Genomic DNA, 22244 nt, shown 5'->3' with positions numbered 1-22244 from the left:
GCAGCCGATCGATCGGCTCTCGGTTCTGCTCGAGCGCTTCCGGGTTCGGGCCGCGCTCCTCCACAACGGCCCGCTGTGCGGCCGGACGCACTTCGATGCCCGGCCGGGTCGGGCATTCCTGCACGTGCTCAGGCGCGGGACACTCACCGTCCGCCATCGCCGGACGCCGGGTCTTGCGCAGCTGATGGAACTGCATGAGCCGAGCCTGCTGCTGTACGCCCGCCCGGTCTTCCACGAATTCATCCATCCACCGCGGGAAGGCTCGGACTTCACCTGTGCCACGCTCGATTTCGACGGCGCCGAACACAATCCGATCGTCGACGCCCTGCCCCCGTCGATCTGCGTGCCCCTGGCGCGGATCGAGGGACTGCAGCCGGCGCTCGATCTGCTGTTCGCGGAGACCGATCGCGTTCGATGCGGATCGCGGGTCTTGATCGACCGACTGTTCGAGGTGGTCTTCATTCAATTGCTGCGCTGGATCATCGACCACCCGGACGAGGTCGGCGTCAGCAGCGGCATGATCGCGGGGCTGTCCGATCCGCGGCTGGCGCGGGCTTTTGTCGCGATGCATCGCTCGCCGGCCCACGCCTGGTCGCTCGCCTCGCTCGCATCGGAGGCGGCGATGTCGCGCAGCGCGTTCGCACAAGCGTTCAAACGCGCGGCCGGCGTCACCCCCGCCCGCTATCTCACGGACTGGCGGCTGACGCTGGCGACGGCCCTACTGCGCGACGACCGCCCTTTGAAGCAGGTTGCCGGGGAAGTGGGGTTCGCCGGCCCCTCTTCGCTGTCCCGGGCCTTCAAGCAACGCTTCGGTGCGTGTCCGCGCGAATGGATCGGCAGCGGTTCCACGGGCGGGCCGAGTCACGGCTGAGGGACGACGCACGCTGCGCCAATCACTGCACGGCTGGCGCCCGTGCCAATGATTCCTGCGTCCGCTGCGATTCTTTCTGCGCGTGGGCTAGGGGCCGATCCCAGTCATCGGGCGGATGCCCGCCTTTCAGCATCTTGCGAAACACCCGGTAGGCGTCGTCGCTACTTTTGCAGGCGCGTCTGGTGTCTTCGTCATTCGCCCAGGCGCAGCAGCGTGACCAGCCCTCATGGATCAAGTGCTCAACTTGGCCAGAATCTGCAACCATGGCATCGAAAAGCCGCCGCCAGGCGGGCCTTTTGTTTTCAGTACCGCCCGATCCCGACCCATTCGCGCGAATCAAGCACGCGAGACATTCAAATCATCCCCACGGGCAGGAGCCACGGCCTGTTCCGCGTGATGCAGGTCCCCACCCATCGGAATCCTGCAGTGGTATGTTGGGCGCGATCTCACGATCACTGGCAGTCATCACGTCCACAAAAAAGGGGAATTGCAATGCTCAAGATTTCGCGTTTTCACGCAATCGCCGGAGTGCTCCTCGCCTTCGGTTTGTCCGGCATGGCCCAGGCCACGGATGCACCCTCCTCCGGCTTGGGCCAGTCCTGGCCGAACGCCACCGATGTCAGCGCCAATCCGCACTGGCACGTATACGTGTTCGAAAAGGACGGCGTGCGCTACGTCCAGGTGAATGACATCAACGGCGGCGTGCACGCCGCGATCGCCACCGCCGGCGGCCAGGTGCTGGTCCTGCCGATCGGCACGGATGCACAAAACGTCACCACCACGACCGGCACCACGACGAACACCACGGGCAACACGGTGTACAGCGATGGCACCATGACCATCAAGGCTGCATCGCCGAGCATTGGCGTGACCACACTCCTGGTTTCGACTGACTGCAAGGATCCGGTGGAGTGCAGCACCCGCGTCAATTGATCGATTGGATGTGGGCTTGAACCAACTCCAGCCCTGCCGACCAGTCAGGGCTGGAGGTCGTACATGATGATGCTGATACGCGCGTAATCATCATAGTGGCGGTACTTAAGTCGACCGGAAAAAGTTGAGACCCTGTCTTGTACAGCCTCGATTCCCAGCCCACTGGTTGAGAGCCGCAAAGCAAGCTCCGAGGAGTGGAGGGGCTTGGCTTCCCCCAGCCAAGATGCCGTGACGCACACTACCAGCCAGCGGCGCCCCCTGTTCTCTGTACCAACTCTGAGAGCAAGCGATATGGAACTGACGGGGTGATCCTTGCAAAGATCGAAAATCGCGTCACATACCAGTCGGTAGGCAGAGATGGAAAGCGTGTCGGAAATGTCTTCCAGCCCCCTCTCTCGAATGTCGCACCAATAATCGACGCCCCACTCAGACAAGGCGCGTGCAATTGACCCCTGACGCAATGCCGCGGCCAAACCCTCGGAACGCCACACAACCGGATTCAGACTGTCGGCAAGACGAAACAATTGTTGCTGGGTTACCGCCGCTTTCTTTCGGCAATCCCTCTCATCTTGATCGGGCAACAAGTGCTGAAATCGGGTGAGAAGTTGACCATATGTGCCTTGAACTGCTTCGCGGACGTGCTCCAGAGCCTCGGAGGTCTGACGCAAATGCAACTCACCAAGGAACATGTTTTTTTGGGCAAGCATCATCGCACTGCGCAGTTCCTGCCGCTCCTTTTGCCCGTCGTAATGGAGAGATGCGATGCGCTCTCCGAGCAAAAGCATCGTCGTGATGGCGAAAGCAATAAACACCTGAGCCTGCATGGTATCGGTATCGGCAACTGCCGGCATCGTCGCAACAACACCGATACTCGCAAGAGTCCCGCCTATGGCGGCACCATGCCATCCGTACTTCAACGCTAGCCAGACTACGGGCAGGAACATGGCCATTCGAGCGCTTTGCCGCAGGCCCTCGCTAGACGCGAAATGCCCCACCATGGCGAGAGCAGTCAGGGAAGTAATCACCATTCCACCGGTGCCAAACACCTCTTTGGCGAACGCAGTTCGAATATCTTCGCGTCCAGAACGCCTACCGATTAACTCGCGCAAGCTCAGAACAAGTGGGGCGACCGTGAGCACCCCAAGGAAATTGCCGACAAACCAGCGCCCGAGAATACTTGGGTAAGCGAGAGGGGGGGCATGAGTCGGCAGCTTGGCAAGCGAGAGGACGGACAGATTGAAGAAGCTCCACACACTCGCGGCTGCCAGTGTGCACAGAAGTAGTGACCTGATATTTACAGAGCCGCTTTGGGGGAGAACATTCAGGTGGGCACGCCCCCACCAGATAAGCGGCATACCAAAGATGATGGGCGGAACCGCTGCGAGCATGGACCAGGCAAGTCCATAGACCTCGATGCAGCTGAAGCTCGTGTATGCGGCTGGGCCCAGCTCACCAACCGCCAGGGCCGGCCAATATTTGTATGGTACGAGCAACAACGAACAGAACCGAAAACCAGCAAAAAGCACCCAGTGCGAGAACGAGACCTCGCGGAGCAGCATGAAGCCCAGCGCATACCCCAGCGCCACGGCAACGTGCTTCGAAACCTCAACCCATCGACTTCCCTGCTTCGACATCGACTGCTTCCCCCTGCGCTGGATACTTCCCCTGTACAACCCCGGCAGACTGGCGGCGGGCTGCGCGCCGCGCGTTGACTTTTGGATCATCGTATGCGGTGGCGCCGAACACAAGCTGCAGCGCGGGTCATGCAGCGCGGATCGATCCGGCGATGTCCCGGACAGGCCCGCGCCGCCGATGCCGCCGCCCTCGACACCACCCGCCTGGCAGAACACCACGCCATTCTCTTCTCGGCCGCCGTGAGGTCCGCCACTGCGATGAAGTGGACGGTACCGACCTTGCCTGGGCACGTCGTGGCGGACTGTCGATCCACGGCATCTCCGTTGGAAGCCTGAACAGTCAGCGGCCGCAGGATGCTGCGACTTGAGCGCCTCCTGCCGGAAACCGGGATCGTGGCCCCACAATAGCGGCCTCGCCCTGCCTGCGCCGCTCCATGCACAAGAAACCCGTGTTCTTCGACCCTACCGGCCGGCGGGCCAGTCGACTTTCGCGCATGGGGCTGGCCCTGGCGGTGATCAGCACCCTGTTCGTCGTTGCCTTCGTACTGAGCCTGTTCGTGGGACCGACCATGGAGGGCGTGCAACTGGGCCGGCACGGCAAGGGCCTGCATGCCTTGAAGGGCGTGACTCTGGCGGCGCCGGCATTGGCCAGGCGGGCCGCCCGGCTGGCGTCCGAGGTGCGCGCCCACCACCACGCTGCGCACGCTGCACGCATCCATGGGGCGCTTCGCGCGACCCCGCCTTCGCTGGACAAGCCGGCCGGTCGCGCGCTGGCGATCGGCTTCTACGTGAACTGGGACGACGACAGCTATCCGTCGCTGAAACGGGCCTTGCCCACGCTGGACTGGGTCATTCCCGGCTGGATGTCCGTCAGTGGGCCGGACATGGCGCTGCAGACCCATGTGGACACCAGGGCGCTGGACCTGATCCGGCGCGAGAAGCCCTCCACCCCGATCCTGCCGCTGCTGCAGAACGCGGTGAACAGCAGCTGGGACGGCGACGGCCTGGCGAGGATGCTCGCCGATGCCGATCTGCGCCACGAACGCGTGGCACAGATCGTGGCGTTCCTGGCGGCCAACAGGTTCCAGGGCGTCACGGTGGATTTCGAGAACCTGCCGGACAGCGCCCAGCCCGACCTCAAGCAGTTCCTCGGCGAGCTCGCGGACGCGTTCGCGCCCTACGGTTGGGGCATCGTGCTGTCGGTACCCTTCGACGATGAGGCGTGGGATTACGCCGGCCTTGCCAAAATCGTCGATTTCGAACTGCTGATGGCCTACGACCAGCACTGGGCCGGCAAGGATCCGGGCAGCATCGCGGCGCAGGACTGGTTCGAGAGCACGCTCGACAAGCGCATGAACGAACTGGACCCCGACCAGACGATCATCGCGCTGGGCAGTTACGGCTACGACTGGGCACGCGGCCGGAACGCCGAGGCGGTGACCTTCCAGGACGCGATGGACCGCGCCGCCGACGCGCAGACCACGATCGACTTCGACGACGACACGCAGAACCCGCATTTTTCCTACAGCGAGGACAACGGCACCGTCCACGACCTGTGGTTCCTCGACGCCGCCACCGCCTACAACCAGATCCACGATGCCGACGGCTACCAGCCCTACGGCTACGCGGTGTGGCGGCTGGGCTCGGAGGATCCGTCGATCTGGTCTGTGATGGGGCGCCCCTACGGCGCCGGCGCGCCGGACGCCCTGCGCGAGATCGGCCAGGGCCAGAGCATCGACATCGAGGGCCAGGGCGAAATCCTGCAGATCGTCTCGAAGCCGCAAGCCGGTGCGCGCAGCTTCACCATCGACAAGGACAGCGGCGAGATCGACGGCGAGCACTACACCGCGCTGCCCACCTCCTACGTGATCCAGCGCGTGGGCACCCAGCCCGGCAAGATCGCGCTCACCTTCGACGACGGCCCCGATCCGGACTGGACGCCGAAGATCCTCGACATCCTCAAGGCCAGGCACGTGCCGGCCACCTTCTTCATCATCGGCGAGAACGCCGAGGCGTCGCCGCGACTGGTCCAGCGCATGGTGGCCGAAGGCCACGACGTGGGGAACCACACCTTCACCCATCCCAACCTGGGCGAGACCTCGCCGGGCATCACCGCGCTGGAACTCAACGCCACCCAGCGGTTGTTCGAGGCGCTCACCGGCCGCTCGATGCGGCTGTTTCGCGCACCCTACTTCGGCGACGCCGAGCCCACCACCGCCGACGAGCTGGTGCCGATCGAGCAGGCCCAGGCGATGGGCTACATCGCGGTGGGCCTGCACATCGATCCGAATGACTGGCAGCGCCCGCCGGTGGACACGATCGTGCAGCGCGTGCTCGACCAGGTGCATCACCAGAGCCCGGATCGGCAAAGCCGCGTGGTGCTGCTGCACGACGGCGGCGGCAACCGCGCCAACACGGTCGCCGCGCTGCCTCGGATCATCGATGCGCTGCGCGCCGAGGGCTACGACTTCGTCACCGTCTCGGCGCTGGCCGGCCTCACCCGCGACCAGGGCATGCCGCCGCTCACCGTCGGCTCGCTGTCGCAGTGGGCGGACCGCTCGGTGTTCCTCACCCTCGGCTGGTTCGGCCATTTCCTCAACGCGTTGTTCCTCGCCGCGATCTGGCTGGGCGTGGCGCGGCTGCTGCTGCTGGGCGGGCTGGGCGGGCTCAACTGGTATCGCGATCGCCGCCGCGTGGCGCCGGCGCCGGGTGATCCGCCGCTGGTATCCGTGCTGATTCCCGCGTTCAACGAGGAAAAGGTCATCGCCAGCGCGATCGGCCGCATCCTCAACAGCCGCCACGGCGCGCTGGAAGTCATCGTGGTCGACGACGGCTCCACCGATGCCACCGCCGCGATCGTGCGCAGCCAGTACGCCGACCATCCCCGCGTGCGGCTCATCGGCATTCCCAACGGCGGCAAGGCGAACGCGGTGAACACGGCACTGCGCGCCTCGCGCGGACAGGTGATCGTGGCGCTCGATGCCGATACGCAGTTCGAACCGCACACCATCGCGCGCCTCGTGCGCTGGTTCGCCGACCCGGCCATCGGCGCCGTCGCCGGCAACGCCAAGGTGGGCAACCGCATCAACCTGATCACCGCGTGGCAGGCGCTGGAATACGTCACTGCGCAGAACCTGGAGCGCCGCGCGCTGGCCGCGCTGGGCGCGATCACCGTGGTGCCGGGCGCGGTCGGCGCCTGGCGGCGCGAGGCGCTGGAGCAGCTCGGCGGCTTCCCCGGCGACACGCTGGCGGAAGACCAGGACCTCACCATCGCGATCCAGAAGGCCGGCTACCGCACCGTGTTCGATGCCGACGCCATCGCCTGGACCGAGGCGCCGGACACCGCCCGCGGGCTGGCCCGCCAGCGCTTCCGCTGGGCCTACGGCACGCTGCAGTGCCTGTGGAAGCACCGCGACGTCACGTTCCGCCCGCGCTACGGCGCGCTGGGCATGATCGCGTTGCCGCAGGTGTGGCTGTTCCAGATCGTGTTCTCGGTGGTCTCGCCGCTGGTCGACCTGCTGCTGGTCTGGCAGATCATCGCCACCGGGCTGGACTACCTGCAGCACCGCGGTCAGTTCAACGACAGCAACCTGATCAGGATGGGCGCGTTCTACGCGCTGTTCATGGCGGTGGACCTGGGCGCCGGCGTACTCGCCTTCGCGATGGAGAAGCGCGAGCGCTGGAGCCTGCTGTGGTGGCTGGTGCTGCAGCGCTTCGGCTACCGGCAGCTGATGTACTACGTGGTGGTGCGCTCGGTGTCGACCGCCTTGCGCGGACTGTCGGTCGGCTGGGGTCGACAGGAACGCAAGGCCACGGTGAAGGTCGGCAGCGAGGAGATCGAGGAGATCGAGGCCCCGCCGGCGACGGCGCGGCCGAAGGACTGCGCAACGACCCGCTGAGCGCCCCCATCACGCCGCCTGCAGGTGCCGGGGGGCAGACTTCCACGCTGACCTATCGGCATCGAAGGAGGCAGGCATGGACATCGGCATGGTCGGGCTGGGCCGCATGGGCGGCAACATGGCCGAGCGGCTCCGGCGCGCCGGACACCGCGTGGTCGGGTTCGATCCCTCGCCGAAGGCGCGCGAGGCGTGGACGCAGCGCGGCGGCGAAGCGGTCGCCTCGCTCGATGCGCTGGTCGAACAGCTGCCCGGACCGCGGGCCGTCTGGATGATGGTGCCGGCCGGCGAGATCACCGCCGGCACCGTTGCCTCCCTGAAGGGCCGGCTCGACCGCGACGACATCCTCGTCGACGGCGGCAACGCCCACTACAAGGACACCCTGCGCCGCGCGGCGGAGCTCGCCGAGGCCGGCATCCACTACGTCGACTGCGGCACCAGCGGCGGCGTGTGGGGACTGGCCGAGGGCTACAGCATGATGGTGGGCGGCAACGACGAGGCCGTGGCGCGGCTGCGTCCGCTGTTCGAGGCGCTGGCCCCGGCGCCCGGCCAGGGCTGGGGACACGTCGGTGCCGTGGGCTCCGGCCACTTCACCAAGATGGTCCACAACGGTATCGAGTACGGGTTGATGCAGGCCTACGCCGAGGGCTTCTCGATCCTCCGGCACAAGCGGGAATTCGCGCTGGACCTGCACCAGGTCGCCGAAATCTGGCGCGTGGGTTCGGTGGTGCGCTCGTGGCTGCTCGACCTCACCGCCGATGCGCTGAAGAAGAATCCATCGATGGACGGCATCGCCCCCTACGTCGCCGACTCGGGCGAGGGCCGCTGGACGGTGGCCGAGGCGATCGACCTCAACGTCGCCGCGCCGGTGATCTCGCTGGCGCTGCTCGAACGGCTGCGCTCGCGCGATACCGATACGTTCTCCGACAAGTTGCTGGCGGCGATGCGCAACCAGTTCGGCGGCCACGCGGTGAAATCCGAATGAGCGCGGCACGGACCCGTCAACGCCGCCCCGCCACGTGGCCATCGACATCGGAGGCAGCGGGCTGAAGGCCGCCGCACTGATCGCCTCCAACAAGGCCGGCCTGACCGGCGGCATCCGGCTGTGGGACGAACGCGGCGGCTGAGAGGCTGAGAAAAAATCGCCCGCCTACTGCGACCGTCGCCAAACGCCCGGGGTGGTGTTGCGCGGGTGGCGTGACACCACCCCAGGAATGCTCGGATCAACCCTGCGCAGGCGCCATGATGTCCAGAAGGCGCACAGATTGATCAGGGCATCCCTAACCCGCCACGCCCACCAGCATGCCCACGCCGGTGGTGATCGCCATGGCAAGCGCGCCCCAGAAGGTGATGCGCAAGGTGCCGATGCGGATGTCGGCACCACCCGTACGCGCCGCCAATCCGCCAAGGACCGCGAGAAAGACCAGCGAGGTGAGAAACACCGACCACAGCAGCACGCCGGCCGGCGCCAGCGCCACCACGATCAGCGGCAGCGCCGCGCCCAGCGCGAAGCTCAGTGCCGAGGCGGCCGCGGCCTGCAGCGGACGCGCCTTGAGCGTGTCGGTGATGCCCAGCTCGTCGCGCATGTGCGCGTCCAGCGCATCGTGCGCCATCAACTGCTCGGCCACCTGCCTGGCCAGCGCCGGATCCAGCCCGCGCCCGACGTAGATCGCGGCGAGCTCCCTGTGCTCGCCGTCCACGTCGGTCTCCAGTTCCCTGCGCTCGCGCGCCAGTTCGGCCGCCTCGCTGTCCGCCTGCGAGTGCACCGACACATATTCGCCCGCGGCCATCGACATGGCGCCGGCCACCAGGCCCGCGGTGCCGGCGATCAGGATGCCCTGCAGGCCGGCATGCGCCGCCGCCACGCCGAGCACCAGGCTGGCGGTGGAGACGATGCCGTCGTTGGCGCCCAGCACGGCGGCGCGCAGCCAGCCCATGCGGCCGGTGACGTGCCGCTCGCTGTGTCGATGATGCATGTGGGTTCACTGGTCGGTCGTGCGGCAGCGGATCGGTGTGACTGATCAGACCATGCGCCGCAGCGTGTTGTCCCTGCGGCCGAAGTGATGCCACAGCGCGGCCACGATATGCAGGCCGATCACGTAGTAGAAGATCTCGCCCACGGTGCCGTGGATATCCTCCCACTGGTGCGCCAGCGCGCGGTCACCGGGTCCGAACAATGCCGGCAGGAAGGTGGCGCCGAACAGCGTCACCGGCCTGCCTGCGATCTGCAGCGTGACGATGCCCATGATCGGCTGGGCGATCAGGAACAGGTACAGCGCCACGTGGGTGAGCCTGCTCAAGCGCTGTATCCACACGCCCGGCTCGGGCAGGATCGGTGGATCCACGTGCGACAGCCGCACCGCCAGCCGCGGCAGCACCAGCAGCAGCACCGCGATGCCGGCCAGGTAGTGCGCCGCCAGCGTATTCAGACGCGGCGTGCTGCCCTTGGGGAACAGATCGAACAGGTTGATGAACACGTACGCCAGCAGTACCAGCGCAAACACGGTCCAGTGCAGCCAGCGCAACGACGCCGCGTAGCGGCTGGGCGGGTTGATCGGTGACATGGAAGGCTCCTTGGAAATCGCTGCTGCTCAGGGGGTGGCGAGCGCGCCGTCCACCATCTTATTCGCCTCGGCGATCAGCTCGCGCAAATGGTTCTCGTCCCGGAAGCTCTCGGCGTAGATCTTGTAGATCGCCTCGGTGCCGGAGGGACGCGCGGCGAACCAGCCGGCCGCGGTCACCACCTTGATGCCGCCGATCGCCGCGCCGTTGCCCGGCGCCTTGTCGAGCACGGTGATGATCGGATCGCCGGCCAGCTCGGTGCCGTGCACCTGCGCGGGCGCCAGCCTGCCCAGTCGTGCCTTCTGCCCGGCGGTGGCCGGCGCGTCGACGCGGTCGGAATGCGGCGTGCCCAGCGCCGCGGTGATGTCGGCGTAGCGCTCACCCGGATCGCGCCCCTCGCGCGCGGTCATCTCCGCGGCCAGCAGCGCCGGCACGATGCCGTCCTTGTCGGTGCTCCACACGCTGCCATCCATGCGCAGCAGCGACGCGCCCGCGCTCTCCTCGCCGCCGAAACCCAGCGATCCGTCGAACAGGCCGTCGGCGAACCACTTGAAGCCTACCGGCACCTCATACAGACGGCGCCCCAGCCGCGCGCTCACGCGGTCGATCAGCGAACTGCTGACCACCGTCTTGCCCACCGCCGCGTCGGCGCGCCAGTGCGGGCGGTGGCGGAACAGGTAGTCGACCAGCGTGGCGAGGTAGCTGTTGGGCTGCATCAGGCCGCAGCTTTTCGCGACGATGCCGTGGCGGTCGTGATCGGTGTCGCAGGCGAAGGCCACGTCGAAGCGGTCCTTCATCGCGATCAGGCTGGCCATGGCGTACTTCGACGAGGGATCCATGCGGATCTTGCCGTCCCAGTCCACGCTCATGAAGGCGAACCGCGGATCGACCGTCTCGCGCACCACGGTGAGGTCGAGCCGGTAGCGCTCGGCGATCGACGCCCAGTAGTGCACGCCGGCGCCGCCCAGCGGATCGACGCCGAGCCTGAGGCCGCCGGCGCGGATCAGGTCGAAGTCGACGATGTTCGCCAGGTCGCACACGTAGCTGGCCACGTAGTCGTGCTCGATCACCCGCGCTGAGCGGCGCGCCTGCGCGTAGGGCACCCGGCGCACGCCGTTGAGCCCATCGGCCAGCAGCGCGTTGGCACGATCCTGGATCCAGCGGGTGACGTCGGTGTCGGCCGGGCCGCCGTTGGGCGGGTTGTACTTGTAGCCGCCGTCGGCCGGCGGATTGTGCGAGGGTGTCAGCACGATGCCGTCGGCCAGGTGATCCGTGCGGCCGCGGTTGTAGACCAGGATCGCGTGCGACAGCACCGGCGTGGGCGTGTACGGCGTGCCGGCCGAGATCATGGTGGTGACCCCGTTGGCGGCGAACACTTCCAGCGCGTGCTCGAACGCCGGCGCGGAGAGCGCATGCGTGTCGATCGCCACGAACAGCGGACCGTCGATGCCCTGCATGGCGCGGTAGTCGCAGATCGCCTGGCTGATCGCCAGCACGTGCGCCGCGTTGAAGCTGCGGCTCAGCGAGGAGCCGCGATGGCCCGACGTGCCGAACGCCACGCGCTGCGCGGGCACCGACGGGTCGGGCGCCAGGTCGGCGTAGGCGGCGAGCAGCTGCGGCACGTCGACGAGGATCGAGGCGGGCGCCGGCTTGCCGGCAAGAGGACTGAGGGTCGGGCTCATGGTTGCTCGAAGAAGTTCACGGAATGCGTTTGCCGCCAACCTCCCGGGTAGGAGCGCACCCTGTGCGCGAATGCTCTTGCTCCTGATGGACATCAAAGCCAAGAGCATTCGCGCACAGGGTGCGCTCCTACAGGGGCATCACGCGGGGGCCAGGGGTGTTACGCGGGGTCCACCGGGCGCCCGTCGCGCAGTGCGCGGTAGCGGCGGATCAGCGCGTTGGTGGAGCTGTCGTGGCCGAGCTCGGGCTCGGTCTCGCTGCTGAGCTCGGCGGCGGTGCGCCTGGCCAGCACCTTGCCCAGCTCCACGCCCCACTGGTCGAACGAGTCGACGCCCCACACCACGCCCTGCACGAAGGTGGCGTGCTCGTATAGCGCCACCAGCGCGCCGAGCACGTGCGGGGTGAGCCGTTCGGCGAGGATCGTGGTGCTGGGCCGGTTGCCCGGGAAGGTCTTGTGCGGCACCAGCGCCTCGGCCACGCCTTCGGCGCGTACTTCCTCGGCGCTCTTGCCGAAGGCCAGCGCCTCGCCCTGGGCGATCAGGTTGGCCATCAGCAGATCGTGCTGATCGCTGCCGTCGGGGAGGCGAAGCGGCGTCAGCGGCCGACCGAAGCCGATGAAGTCGCAGGGAATCAGCCGCGTGCCCTGGTGGATCAGCTGGTAGAACGAGTGCTGGCCGTTGGTGCCCGGCTCGCCCCAGTAGATCGCGCCGGTGGCGTAGTCCACGGCGCGCCCGTCCAGCGTCACGCGCTTGCCGTTGCTCTCCATCGTGAGCTGCTGCAGGTAGGCGGGAAAGCGCTTGAGGTATTGCTCGTAGGGCAGCACGGCGACCGTCTCGGCGCCGAGGAAGTTGGTGTTCCAGAGGCCGATCAGCCCCATCAGCGCCGGCAGGTTGCGCTGCAGCGGCGCGCTGCGGAAGTGCTCGTCCATCGCGTGGAAGCCGGCGAGCAGGTCGCCGAAGCCGTCCGGTCCGATCGCCAGCATGGTCGACAGGCCGATCGCCGAATCCATCGAATAACGCCCGCCGACCCAGTCCCAGAAGCCGAACATGTTGGCGGTGTCGATGCCGAACTTCGCCACTTCCTTCTCGTTGGTGGACACCGCAACGAAGTGCCGGGCGATCGCCGCCTCGTCCTCAAGCGCCGCCAGGCACCAGCGTCGCGCTGCCTGCGCATTGGCCAGCGTCTCCAGCGTGGTGAAGGTCTTGGAGCAGACGATGAACAGCGTCTCGGCCGGATCCAGGTCGCGCGTGGCCTCGACGAAGTCGATGCCGTCCACGTTGGAGACGAAGCGGAACGTCAGCTCGCGATCGCTGTAGTGGCGCAGCGCCTCGTAGGCCATCACCGGGCCGAGGTCCGAGCCGCCGATGCCGATGTTGACCACGTTGCGGATGCGCTTGCCGGTATGGCCCAGCCACGCACCGCCACGCAGCCTGTCGGCGAAGGCGGCCATGCGTTCCAGCACCGCGTGCACGGCGGGGATCACGTTCTCGCCGTCCACCGTCACCTTGGCGTGGGCCGGCGCGCGCAGCGCGGTGTGCAGCACGGCGCGGTCTTCGGTGACGTTGATCTTTTCGCCGTCGAACATCGCCGCGATGCGCGTCTCCAGGCCGCAGGCCACGGCCAGGCCGCACAGCAGATGCAGCGTCTCGTCATCGACGCGCTGCCTGGAGTAATCCATGTACAGCCCGGCCGCCTCGGCGGTGAGGCGTTCGCCGCGGGTGGGGTCGGCGGCGAACAGCTCGCGCAGGTGGCGCGCGCCGTTGCGCTCGTGGTGGGCGCGCAGCGCCTGCCATTGCGGGAGCCGGGTCAGGTCGGGAGTCGGAGAAGCGGTCACGGGGCGTTCCGTCGTCGTGGAAGGGAGACCGGCGCGGTGCCGGCACAAGATCAGTTGGATGTCTAGATTAACGCCAAGCGCCGCGCATCGCGGCGCTTGGCCCGGGGCATGATCCGGATCGTGCGCGCACGCAGCGTCAAGGCCTCACGGCGCGATCTCGATGCGGTGCTCGCCGCCGTCGTCGACCAGCGCCACCACCTCGCCTTCGATCGGCACACCGTTGACGACGATGCGCGGCGCCGCGCCGGCCACGTCGCCGGGTCGCACGATGATGCGGTAGTCGGTTTCGCGATGCCGGTACGCCAGCTCGAAGCCGCTCCAGCCCGGCGGCAGCACCGGCGTCACGCGCAGGGTCTCGCCCTCGATGCGCAGGCCCAGCAGCGACTCGACGATCAGCCGGTACATCCAGCCGGCCGAGCCGGTGTACCAGCTCCAGCCGCCGCGCCCCTGGTGCGGCGGCACGCCGTAGACGTCGGCGGCGACCACGTAGGGCTCCACCTTGTACACCTCGATGTCGCCCGCGCCGCTGCCGTGGTTGACCGGGTTGATCATGCCCAGCAGCTCCCACGCGCGGGCACCGTCACCGAGCGCCGCGAAGGCCATCGTGGCCCACACCGCGGCGTGCGTGTACTGGCCACCGTTCTCGCGCACGCCCGGCACGTAGCCCTTGATGTAGCCCGGGTCGAGGTCGGAACGATCGAACGGCGGCTCCAGCAGCTGGATCAGCCCCGCACGCCGCTTCACCAGGTGCGTGTCGAGCGATTCCATCGCCTGCCGCCGGCGCGCGTCCGGCGCCGCGCCGGACAGCACCGACCAGCTCTGTGCGATCGAGTCGATGCGGCATTCGAGGTTAGCGCTGGAACCCAGCGGCGTGCCGTCATCGAAATAGGCGCGGCGATACCAGGCTCCATCCCAGCCGTGGGCTTCCAGCGCATCGCGCAGGGCCGCCGCCTCCATCTCGCACAGCTCGGCGAATGGCGCGTCGCCATGCCGACGCGCGGTGACGGCAAAGCGGTTGAGCACCTCGTGCAGGAAGAAGCCCAGCCAGACGCTTTCGCCACGTCCCCGCTCGCCGACGCGGTTCATGCCGTCGTTCCAGTCTCCGGTGCCGATCAGTGGCAGTCCGTGCGGGCCGCGCGGACGGCTATGCTCAATGGCGCGCACGCAGTGCTCGTACAGCGTGGCCGATTGCTCGGAGTGCGTGGGCAGGTCGTAGTACGACTCCTCCTCGCGCTTCACCGCGCGGCCTTCGATATAGGCCACGCGCTCGTCCAGCACGCCGGTATCGGCGGTGGCGAGCACGTAGTGGCTGGTAGCGAGCGCCAACCACAGGTAGTCGTCCGAACAGTGCGTGCGCACGCCACGATCCATGGGCGGATGCCACCAGTGCTGCACGTCGCCCTCGACGAACTGGTGCGCCGCGCTGAGCAGCAAATGCCGGCGCGCGCTGTACGGGCTGGCGTGGATCATCGCCATGGTGTCCTGCAGCTGGTCGCGGAAACCGAATGCACCGCCGGACTGGTAGTACCCGCTGCGCGCCCAGAAGCGCGAGGCGATCACCTGGTACATCAGCCAGCCATTGGCGAGCACGTTCACGGCTGGATCGGGCGTGCGCACCTGCACCTTGCCCAGCGTCCAGTGCCAGTGCATGCGCACCTCGTCGAGCGCCGCGGCCGCCGCCGCCGAGCCGCGAAAGCGCTGCACCAGGTCGCTGGCGACCGACTGATCGTGCGCGGCGCCGAGCCGGAATACCACCTCGCGCGTTTCGCCCGGCGCCAGCTCGAACGGCACCTGGATCGCCCCGCAGGGATCCAGCCCCGGGCCGAGCCGCCCGGACAAGCCGCCCTGCCCCATCGCCGCCGGCGCGCGCATGTTGCCGTTGCGGCCGAGGAACTCGCGACGGTCGCCGGTGACGCTGCGCGCGCCGCCGTCGACGTCGAAGAAGCCCACCCGGCCGCTGAAGTCCATCTGGTAGGCGTTGCGGGCGAACAGTGCACCAGTGGCCGGGTCCGATTCGGTGACCACGTGCATCGCCGACTTCGCGCGCACATCGCCCAGCACCCACTCCACGTAGCCGGTGGCCGACAACCGGCGCGGCTGGCGGGTGGTATTGCGCAGGCGCAGCACCGAGAACTTCATCGGCGCATGCAGTGCCACGTATACCCACAGCTCCGATTCGATGCCGTCCTCGACGTGCTCGAACACCGAGTAGCCGAAGCCGTGGCGCGTGACGTAGCGGCCAGTACCGCGACGCGGCAGCGGCGTGGGCGACCAATAGTGACCGCTCTCCTCGTCGCGCAGGTAGATCGCCTCGCCGCTGGCATCGGTCACCGGATCGTTGTGCCACGGCGTGAGGCGGAACTCGTGCGCGTTCTCGCTCCACGTACAGGCGCCGCCGCTCTCGGAGATCACGCAGCCAAAGCCGGGATTGGCCAGCACGTTGCACCACGGCGCGGGTGTGGGGCTGCCCGGGAGCAGCACGATCACGTACTCGCTTCCATCGGCGCTGAAGCCGCCGTAGGCGTTGGCCAGCTGCAACGTGGCCAGCTGCGGGTCGACGGTGGCGTCCGTGGCAACCGGCTCGGGCAGATGGATGCGGGTGGGATCGAAGCGCGGCAGTGGTGGTTCCACCCGGCGTCGCGACAGCTGCTCGGCGAGCGAGCCGCGGGTATCGCTGAGCACTACCCGTGCCACCGAGCGCACCAGCACCCGATCCTCCACCGACAGCTGCTGTGCGGGGCGCACGAAGATGCCGCCGGTACGATCGATCAGGCTCGCCTCGGTACCCGAGGCGATCAGACCCATGATCAGGTCCTGCAACAGCTGGCGATAGCCGGCCTGATCCTCGTTCCAGATCACCAGATCCACCGCCAGTCCCTTGAGCCGCCAGTAGGCATGGGCCTGCACCAGCTGGCGCACCAGCTCGATGTTGGCCGGGTCGGTCATGCGCAGCAGCACGATCGGCAGGTCGCCGGAAATTGATTGCCCCCACAGCCCGGACTGCCCGCGCCGGTTCGCCTGCAGCACGCCCGGCTCGGCGCGCAGCGAAGTGTTCGCGTAGATGATCGACGCGGCCATGCGCTCGTACAGCCGCGCGTCGCCCGGCCCGGCATTGAGCTGCTGCAGCAAGACCTGGCTGTGGGTCCAGGCCAGGTCGAACACGCGGTCGGCGATGTGGCGGTCGCGGTACTTCTCGGCCAGATGCCGGCAGGCCTCATCGCTGTCGGCCGCGCCGGTGACGATGTCGATGGTGGCCGACTGCTCCGGTGCCAGCGTGATGCGGCAGCGGATCGCCACGATGGGATCGAGCACCGAGCCGTCGCTGTTGCCCAGCTGCACCTGCAGCCGGTCGCTCAGCGCCCTGGGCCGGGCCAGGCTGCGGCCGCGGCCGATGAAGGCGGCGCGATCGGTCTCGTACGACAGCGACTCCACCCGCGCGTCGTGCACCGCCATCAGGTGACACATCCACGGCACCGCCTCGGTGGCCGAGCGCGGCCGGCGCGTGCAGATCAGCGCCTGCGCCGCGGGCAGCCAGGCGGTCTGCACGAACAGGTTGCTGAAGGCCGGGTGCGCTGCGTCGGCCGCCGCCGGCGCAATCACCACCTCGGCATAGGTGGTGATCTCGATGGTGCGCGCGGTGCGGCCGCGGTTGGTCAGGCGCACGCGACGCAGCTCGATGTCGTCCTCGGGCGAGACGACGATCTCGGTGTGCGCGTCGTAATCGCGCTCGCGCACGCGGAACTCGGCGCGCGCATCGGAGAAGATCGCCTCGAAATGCTCCGGTTGGTGCAGCGTGGGCTGGTGCGCGGTGGACCAGAACGCGCCGGTTTCCACGTCGCGCAGGTAGCAGAACTGGCCCCAGTGATCGCTGCTGATGTCCTCGTGCCAGCGCGTCACCGCCATATCGCGCAGACGGCTGTAGCCACCGCCGCCGCTGCTCACCATCACGTGGTAGCGGCCGTTGGAGAGCAGTTGCACGGCCGGGCGCGGCATGTCCGGATCGGTGAACACGCGCAGCGTGCCTTCGGCTGTGGCGGCGTCCACCGGCTGGATCGGGAAGCCGGTGGCATGGCGGTATTCGGCCGCCGTCTCCGGCACACGCTCCTGCAGCAGCAGCGCGCCGGCGCGGAACTGCGGATCGGCCTCGAAGCGCTTCTGCATCGGCTGGTCCAGCAGCGCGTGGGCCAGCGACAGCAGGCTCATGCCCTGGTGGTGCGCCATGAACGAACGCACCACCACGGCGCTCTGGCCGTGCGGCAGGCGCGCGGGGGTGTAGTCGATCGCCTCGTAGAAACCGAAGCGGCCCAGGCGATCCTCCTGCGCCAGTCGTTCGAGGTTGGCGCAGGCCGCGGCGGGCGCCACCATCATCGCCATGGTGCTGGCGTAGGGCGCCACCACCACGTCGTCGCCCAGCCCGCGCTTGAGGCCCAGCCCGGGCACGCCGAACGCCCGGTACTGGTAATTGAGCTGCACGTCGACCGTGTTGTAGCCCGACTCGGACACGCCCCACGGCACGCCGAGCTGCTGGCCGTACTCGATCTGCCGCGCCACCGCGGCGTGGCAGGTCTCGTCCAGCAGCGTGCCCTCGATGCTAGGCATCACCAGCATCGGCATCAGGTATTCGAACATCGAGCCGGTCCACGACAGCAGCACCGGCCGACCGCGCGTGGTGGTGGTGAGCAGGCGTCCCAGCGTGAACCAGCTCTCCTGCGGCAACTGGCCCTGGACGATCGCCACGTAGTTGGCCAACCGCGCCTCGGAGGCGAGCAGGTCGTAGAAGCCGGCGTCGAGGCGACGCTCGTCGACGTTGTAGCCGATGCTGAGCAGGTCGCGCCGGCGGTCGTAGAGAAAGCTGAAATCCATCACCGCCATGTCGCCGGCGAGGCGGGCGAGCTGGCCCAGCTCGCCGACGCGCGCGCAAGCGCGATCGGCCACGCAGTCGGTTCCCGGAGCCATCGGCGCCGCGTACGTCGCGAGCTGGCGCAGCGTGGGCATGCCCGCCGTCGGCGCGGCGTCCGACAGATAGTCCAGCTCACCGAACACATCGCCCACCTGCTCCACCAGCCGGCCGTACCAGAGTGCGGCCTCGTCGCGCGCATCGTCGGCCGGCACGTGCGTGCGCATGGCGAGGACGCCGGCGTGGATCGGACGCACCGCATCGCGGGCCTGCACCAGCGTGCGCGGCGGCGCCTCGCGCGCCTCGTCCAGTCGCTGCAGCAACTCGCCACAGGCGGCGACCAGGAAGTCGTCGTCCGGCCTCGCGCCGGCCAGCAGGTCGAGGGTGTCGGCGAGGCCGTCGAGCAGGCGCGAATGGAACACCGGCGCGTCGATCAGGGCGAGCAGCCCGGGGCGCAGGGTCAGCAGGTGGCCGGCCAGGTTGCCGCTGTCCACGCTCGACACGTACTGCGGCGCCAGCGGCTGCAGCGATACGGTGTCGTACCAGTTGAAGAAATGCCCGCGGTAGCGCGCCAGCCCCTGCATGGTGTGCAGCGTGTCGGCGGTGCGCTGGATCAGCCGGCCGGCGGTGATGTAGCCGAAGTCGTAGGCGGCCAGGTTGGACAGCAGCGCCAGCCCGATGTTGGTCGGCGAGGTGCGATGGGCGATCGCCTCGGTCGGATGCTCCTGCATGTTGTCCGGCGGCAGCGCATTGTCGTGGCTGCCCACGTGCACCTCGAAGAAGCCCCAGATGCGCCGTGCCAGCATGCGCAGGAAGCGCTGCTGAGTGGCAGTGGGCGCGAACACCTCGCGCCGACGCGGCTGGCCGGAAAACCATACCAGCCCCGGCGCCAGCGCCCACAGCGCAAGCAACGGCACGGCCACCGGCAGCGCCGGCAGGCGCAGCACGGCCAGCGCCACCGCCGCGGCGATCGCCAGCGCAGGATTGATCCACATCCGGCGCAGCACCTGCGCCAACGGGCCGCGCGCATCCTGCGTGCAGTCGCGCGACGCCCGCCACTGCAGCAGATGGCGCCGGCTCACGCCCATCCGCCACAGGCTGCGCATCACCGCATCGAGGCTGTAGAGCGCCTCGTGCGGCAGCGTCATCACCCAGAATCCCGCACGCATGCCCTGCGCGATGCCTGCGCGCAGCACCACACGCAGATGTGCGCGCCACAGCACATCGGGCGATTTCTGCACCAGCACCAGCATGGTGCCCAGCACCGGCATCAGCACCACCAGGCCGAGGATCGCCACCGTCCACGACACTACCTGCGCCACACCGAGCCAGCCCACCAGCAACAGCAGCACGAAAGCGGCCGGCACCAGGCTGCGGCGCAGGTTGTCCAGGATCTTCCAGCGCGACAGCGCCGACAGCGGATTGCGCTGCCAGCCGTGCGGCCCGGGCGCGCGCGGCAACAGCCACGGCAGGATCTGCCAGTCACCGCGGATCCAGCGATGCCGCCGCTGGCAGTCGGCCAGGTAGCCCGACGGATATGGCTCGTACAGCTGCACGTCGGAGAGCAGGCCGGCGCGTGCGAAGGCGCCCTCGATCAGGTCGTGGCTGAGGATGGCGTTGTCGGGAAAGCGCTGTTCCAGCGCCAGGCGGAACGCATCGACGTGATAGATGCCCTTGCCGATGAACGAGCCTTCGCCGAACAGGTCCTGGTAGACGTCCGACACCATGCGCGTATACGGATCGATGCCGGCCTCGCTGCCGAACAGCTGCGCATAGCGCGAACGCGCGGCGCTGGGCAGGCTCACCCCCACCCGCGGCTGCAGGATGCCGTAGCCACGCACCACGCGACCGCGCGCGGCGTCGTACACCGGGCGATTGAGCGGATGGGCCATGGCACTGGCGAAGCGCCGCGCCGCGTCGCGCGGCAGCTCGGTATCCGAATCCAGCGTGATCACGTAGGCAATGCCGTGCAACGCGGCCAACTCGCCGACGATCAGCACAAACGGCTCGTGTCCGCCGCCGCGCAACAGGGCGTTGAGGTCGGCCAGCTTGCCGCGCTTGCGCTCGCGGCCCATCCACAGGCGATCGGGTGCGTGGTAGACGCGCGGTCGGTGGAACAGAAAGAACCGCTCGCCGGTGCCGCCGGCGTAGGTCGTGTTGAGCGTCTCGATGCGCGCCTTGGCCCGCGCCAGCAACGCGGCGTCCTGCGGCGTGGTTTCGGTGACTGCGTCGGTGAAATCGCTGAGCAGGCCGAAGTGCAGGTTGGGATCGCGATTGGCCAGGTAACGCACTTCCAGTGCATCGACCAGTTCGTCGACGTCGTCCAGGCTTGCGAACAGGCTGGGGATCACCACCAGCGTGCGCGCGTGGTCCGGCAGGCCTTCGGAGAAATCCATCTTCGGCAGCAGCGCCGGCGGCGCGAACACGGTCACCAGCCAGTTCACCAGCCCGGTCGCCAGCTGGCTCACCACCAGCAGCGCGGGCAGCGCCAGCAGCAGCAGCGCCCACAGCGGCGCATGGTTCTGCACCATGGCCTCCAGCAGCGGCTCGGCCAACAGCACGGTCAGCAACGCGATCAGGCCGAGATAGGCCGGCAGCGGCGCGTGCGCCACGCGCCGGCCGAACCGCGCCAGCGGACCGGAGCGCAGCTTCACCACCCGTTCGAGCTCGGCGCGTCCGTCGTCCACGAGATAGTAGCCCACGTGCGCCTCGATGCCCGGCGCCGCATCCACCGCCGCGGCGCGATGCGCCAGCGCCAGCGCGCTCTGCGCCACGTCCGGCTCGGAGCGCCCGCTGCGCCGCGCCAGGCGTTCGATCACATGGCGATAGTGATCGCGCGTGGCGAAGTCCATCGCCGCGTGGATGCCGGCCGGGTCGCTGCGCAGCAGATTCTCCACCACGCTCAGGCGCTCGACGAAGGCGTGCCAGTCCACCGCCGCCAGATGACGCAGGCTGCCGATGCTGTTGCCGATCGACACCTGGTCGGCGGCCTGCTGCTGCGCCTCGATCTGCACCTGGTGCTCGACGCTGGAGCCGCTCTCGGCGAGCCGCTGCTCCAGCCAGCTCAGCGGCATCGCCAGGCCCGGGCCCTGTCCCTGCAGCCGGCGCGCCAGCTCGGCCACGAACGCGCTGGCCATCGGCGGGTTCGAACGCGCCATGTCGGCCACACCTAGCACCACGCTCTTGGGATCGTGCTCGGCGATCTCGGTGATGGTGTCGGCCCATTGGCGGGCCATCTCGCGATAGTTGCCATCGGCGATCACCCGTGCGGCCACACGGCGCAGGTTCTCGATCAACGCCAGTCGCAACATGATCGGGATTGCCCACAGCTCGCCGAGCGTGAGCGGCTGGATGCCCTGATAGGCAGTGATGAATCGGCCTAGGCTGTCGTCGTCCACCCGGCCATCGCCGTGCGAAATGATTTCCAGCGCCAGCTCGTACACACGCGGCCAGCCCTCGTCACCGCTGTCGGCCAGCCGCGGCAGCTCGCGGTTGTAGCCTCTGGGCAGATGTCGCTGGGCGGTGCGGATCTGCTCCTCGACCAAGTAGTAGTTGTCCAGCAGCCATTCGCCCGCCGGCGATACGCGGCGACTGGCCTGCGAGGCGGCCGTGAGTGCCTCGCAGGCCTCGGCGAGCACGCGGTCGTTCTCGTCCAGCCGGCGCAGCAGGCGATCGGAGGTGGAGCGGGGGCTGAGCCGGTGCCGTCGTGCCAGCAGCACGCCGTGCAGCTCCATCTGCTCGGCACTGAACAGTTCGCCACGCAGGGTGGGTTCTTCACCTTCGTGGCCGGCCAGCGAGCCGTCGCGGGTGGCGGTCGACGTGGTGCGTACCGGGGGGTGAAAGGTCGATCTTTGCTCGATCTTCAAGACGCTCGGCTCCGGTGGAAGATGCTGTCGGCGTCGACACGGCGGCCGCGGGCGTTGGCAGTCATGGCGCA

10 protein-coding genes and 1 pseudogene are annotated in these 22244 nt (G+C 68.3%); 4 read left to right on the top strand and 7 right to left on the bottom strand.

Features of this window, described 5'->3' with window-relative positions; translation table 11 throughout:
- Positions 1 to 7 precede the first annotated feature (7 nt).
- Positions 8 to 871, top strand: coding sequence for an AraC family transcriptional regulator (locus ACO2Q2_RS04430; protein WP_423254683.1), 864 nt, complete (start codon positions 8 to 10; stop codon positions 869 to 871).
- A gap of 22 nt (positions 872 to 893) precedes the next feature.
- Here the strand turns inward: ACO2Q2_RS04430 and ACO2Q2_RS04425 are convergent, their stop codons facing one another.
- Positions 894 to 1136 (bottom strand): type II toxin-antitoxin system YhaV family toxin, encoded by a 243-nt coding sequence (locus ACO2Q2_RS04425; RefSeq protein WP_423254566.1) that lies wholly within the window; start codon positions 1134 to 1136, stop codon positions 894 to 896.
- 227 nt (positions 1137 to 1363) lie between these two features.
- Here ACO2Q2_RS04425 and ACO2Q2_RS04420 point away from each other — a divergent pair, with 227 nt between their 5' ends.
- Positions 1364 to 1804: a hypothetical protein gene (locus ACO2Q2_RS04420; RefSeq protein WP_423254565.1), complete on the top strand. Its 441-nt coding sequence runs from the start codon at positions 1364 to 1366 to the stop codon at positions 1802 to 1804.
- Between the two features lie 44 nt (positions 1805 to 1848).
- Here the strand turns inward: ACO2Q2_RS04420 and ACO2Q2_RS04415 are convergent, their stop codons facing one another.
- Complete coding sequence (locus tag ACO2Q2_RS04415; protein WP_423254564.1) at positions 1849 to 3657, bottom strand: MASE1 domain-containing protein; 1809 nt, start codon at positions 3655 to 3657, stop codon at positions 1849 to 1851.
- A gap of 215 nt (positions 3658 to 3872) precedes the next feature.
- Here ACO2Q2_RS04415 and ACO2Q2_RS04410 point away from each other — a divergent pair, with 215 nt between their 5' ends.
- Together ACO2Q2_RS04410 and gnd are read left to right on the top strand one after the other, a co-directional pair.
- Complete coding sequence (locus ACO2Q2_RS04410; protein WP_423254563.1) at positions 3873 to 7337, top strand: glycosyltransferase; 3465 nt, start codon at positions 3873 to 3875, stop codon at positions 7335 to 7337.
- A 55-nt stretch (positions 7338 to 7392) separates the two neighbouring features.
- Positions 7393 to 8319, top strand: a pseudogene (gene gnd, locus ACO2Q2_RS04405) (phosphogluconate dehydrogenase (NAD(+)-dependent, decarboxylating)); the annotation flags it as partial.
- Positions 8320 to 8614: 295 nt separating this feature from the next.
- On the opposite strand, the gene ACO2Q2_RS04400 reads toward gnd, so the two are convergent.
- The 5 genes from ACO2Q2_RS04400 to ACO2Q2_RS04380 form a co-directional block, all read right to left on the bottom strand.
- A complete protein-coding gene (locus ACO2Q2_RS04400) occupies positions 8615 to 9310 on the bottom strand; it encodes a VIT1/CCC1 transporter family protein (protein WP_423254562.1) in 696 nt (231 codons plus the stop codon).
- Between the two features lie 45 nt (positions 9311 to 9355).
- The gene (locus ACO2Q2_RS04395; RefSeq protein WP_423254561.1) at positions 9356 to 9898 is read right to left on the bottom strand and encodes a cytochrome b; all 543 of its coding nucleotides are present in this window, start codon (positions 9896 to 9898) and stop codon (positions 9356 to 9358) included.
- 27 nt (positions 9899 to 9925) lie between these two features.
- The gene (gene pgm, locus ACO2Q2_RS04390) at positions 9926 to 11578 is read right to left on the bottom strand and encodes a phosphoglucomutase (alpha-D-glucose-1,6-bisphosphate-dependent) (RefSeq protein ID WP_423254560.1); all 1653 of its coding nucleotides are present in this window, start codon (positions 11576 to 11578) and stop codon (positions 9926 to 9928) included.
- Between the two features lie 158 nt (positions 11579 to 11736).
- Positions 11737 to 13410, bottom strand: a complete 1674-nt coding sequence (pgi, locus tag ACO2Q2_RS04385; RefSeq protein ID WP_423254559.1) for a glucose-6-phosphate isomerase — start codon at positions 13408 to 13410, stop codon at positions 11737 to 11739.
- A 144-nt stretch (positions 13411 to 13554) separates the two neighbouring features.
- Entirely contained in the window at positions 13555 to 22041 is an 8487-nt protein-coding gene (locus ACO2Q2_RS04380; protein ID WP_423254682.1) for a GH36-type glycosyl hydrolase domain-containing protein, read from the bottom strand.
- Positions 22042 to 22244: the final 203 nt, after the last annotated feature.

It is taken from the genome of Dyella sp. KRB-257 (assembly GCF_049445995.1).
GTDB lineage: Bacteria > Pseudomonadota > Gammaproteobacteria > Xanthomonadales > Rhodanobacteraceae > Dyella_A.
Note: the sequence above shows the minus strand (reverse complement) of the source record. Positions and strands in the feature narration are given on the sequence as shown.

What these genes read in the sequence shown, in the direction of transcription:
- ACO2Q2_RS04425 (WP_423254566.1), bottom strand. Translation starts at nt 1,136, where the DNA reads ATGGTTGCAGATTCTGGCCAAGTTGAGCACTTGATCCATGAGGGCTGG.
- ACO2Q2_RS04420 (WP_423254565.1), top strand. Translation starts at nt 1,364, where the DNA reads ATGCTCAAGATTTCGCGTTTTCACGCAATCGCCGGAGTGCTCCTCGCC.
- ACO2Q2_RS04410 (WP_423254563.1), top strand. Translation starts at nt 3,873, where the DNA reads ATGCACAAGAAACCCGTGTTCTTCGACCCTACCGGCCGGCGGGCCAGT.
- ACO2Q2_RS04400 (WP_423254562.1), bottom strand. Translation starts at nt 9,310, where the DNA reads ATGCATCATCGACACAGCGAGCGGCACGTCACCGGCCGCATGGGCTGG.
- ACO2Q2_RS04395 (WP_423254561.1), bottom strand. Translation starts at nt 9,898, where the DNA reads ATGTCACCGATCAACCCGCCCAGCCGCTACGCGGCGTCGTTGCGCTGG.
- pgm (WP_423254560.1), bottom strand. Translation starts at nt 11,578, where the DNA reads ATGAGCCCGACCCTCAGTCCTCTTGCCGGCAAGCCGGCGCCCGCCTCG.
- ACO2Q2_RS04380 (WP_423254682.1), bottom strand. Translation starts at nt 22,041, where the DNA reads ATGGAGCTGCACGGCGTGCTGCTGGCACGACGGCACCGGCTCAGCCCC.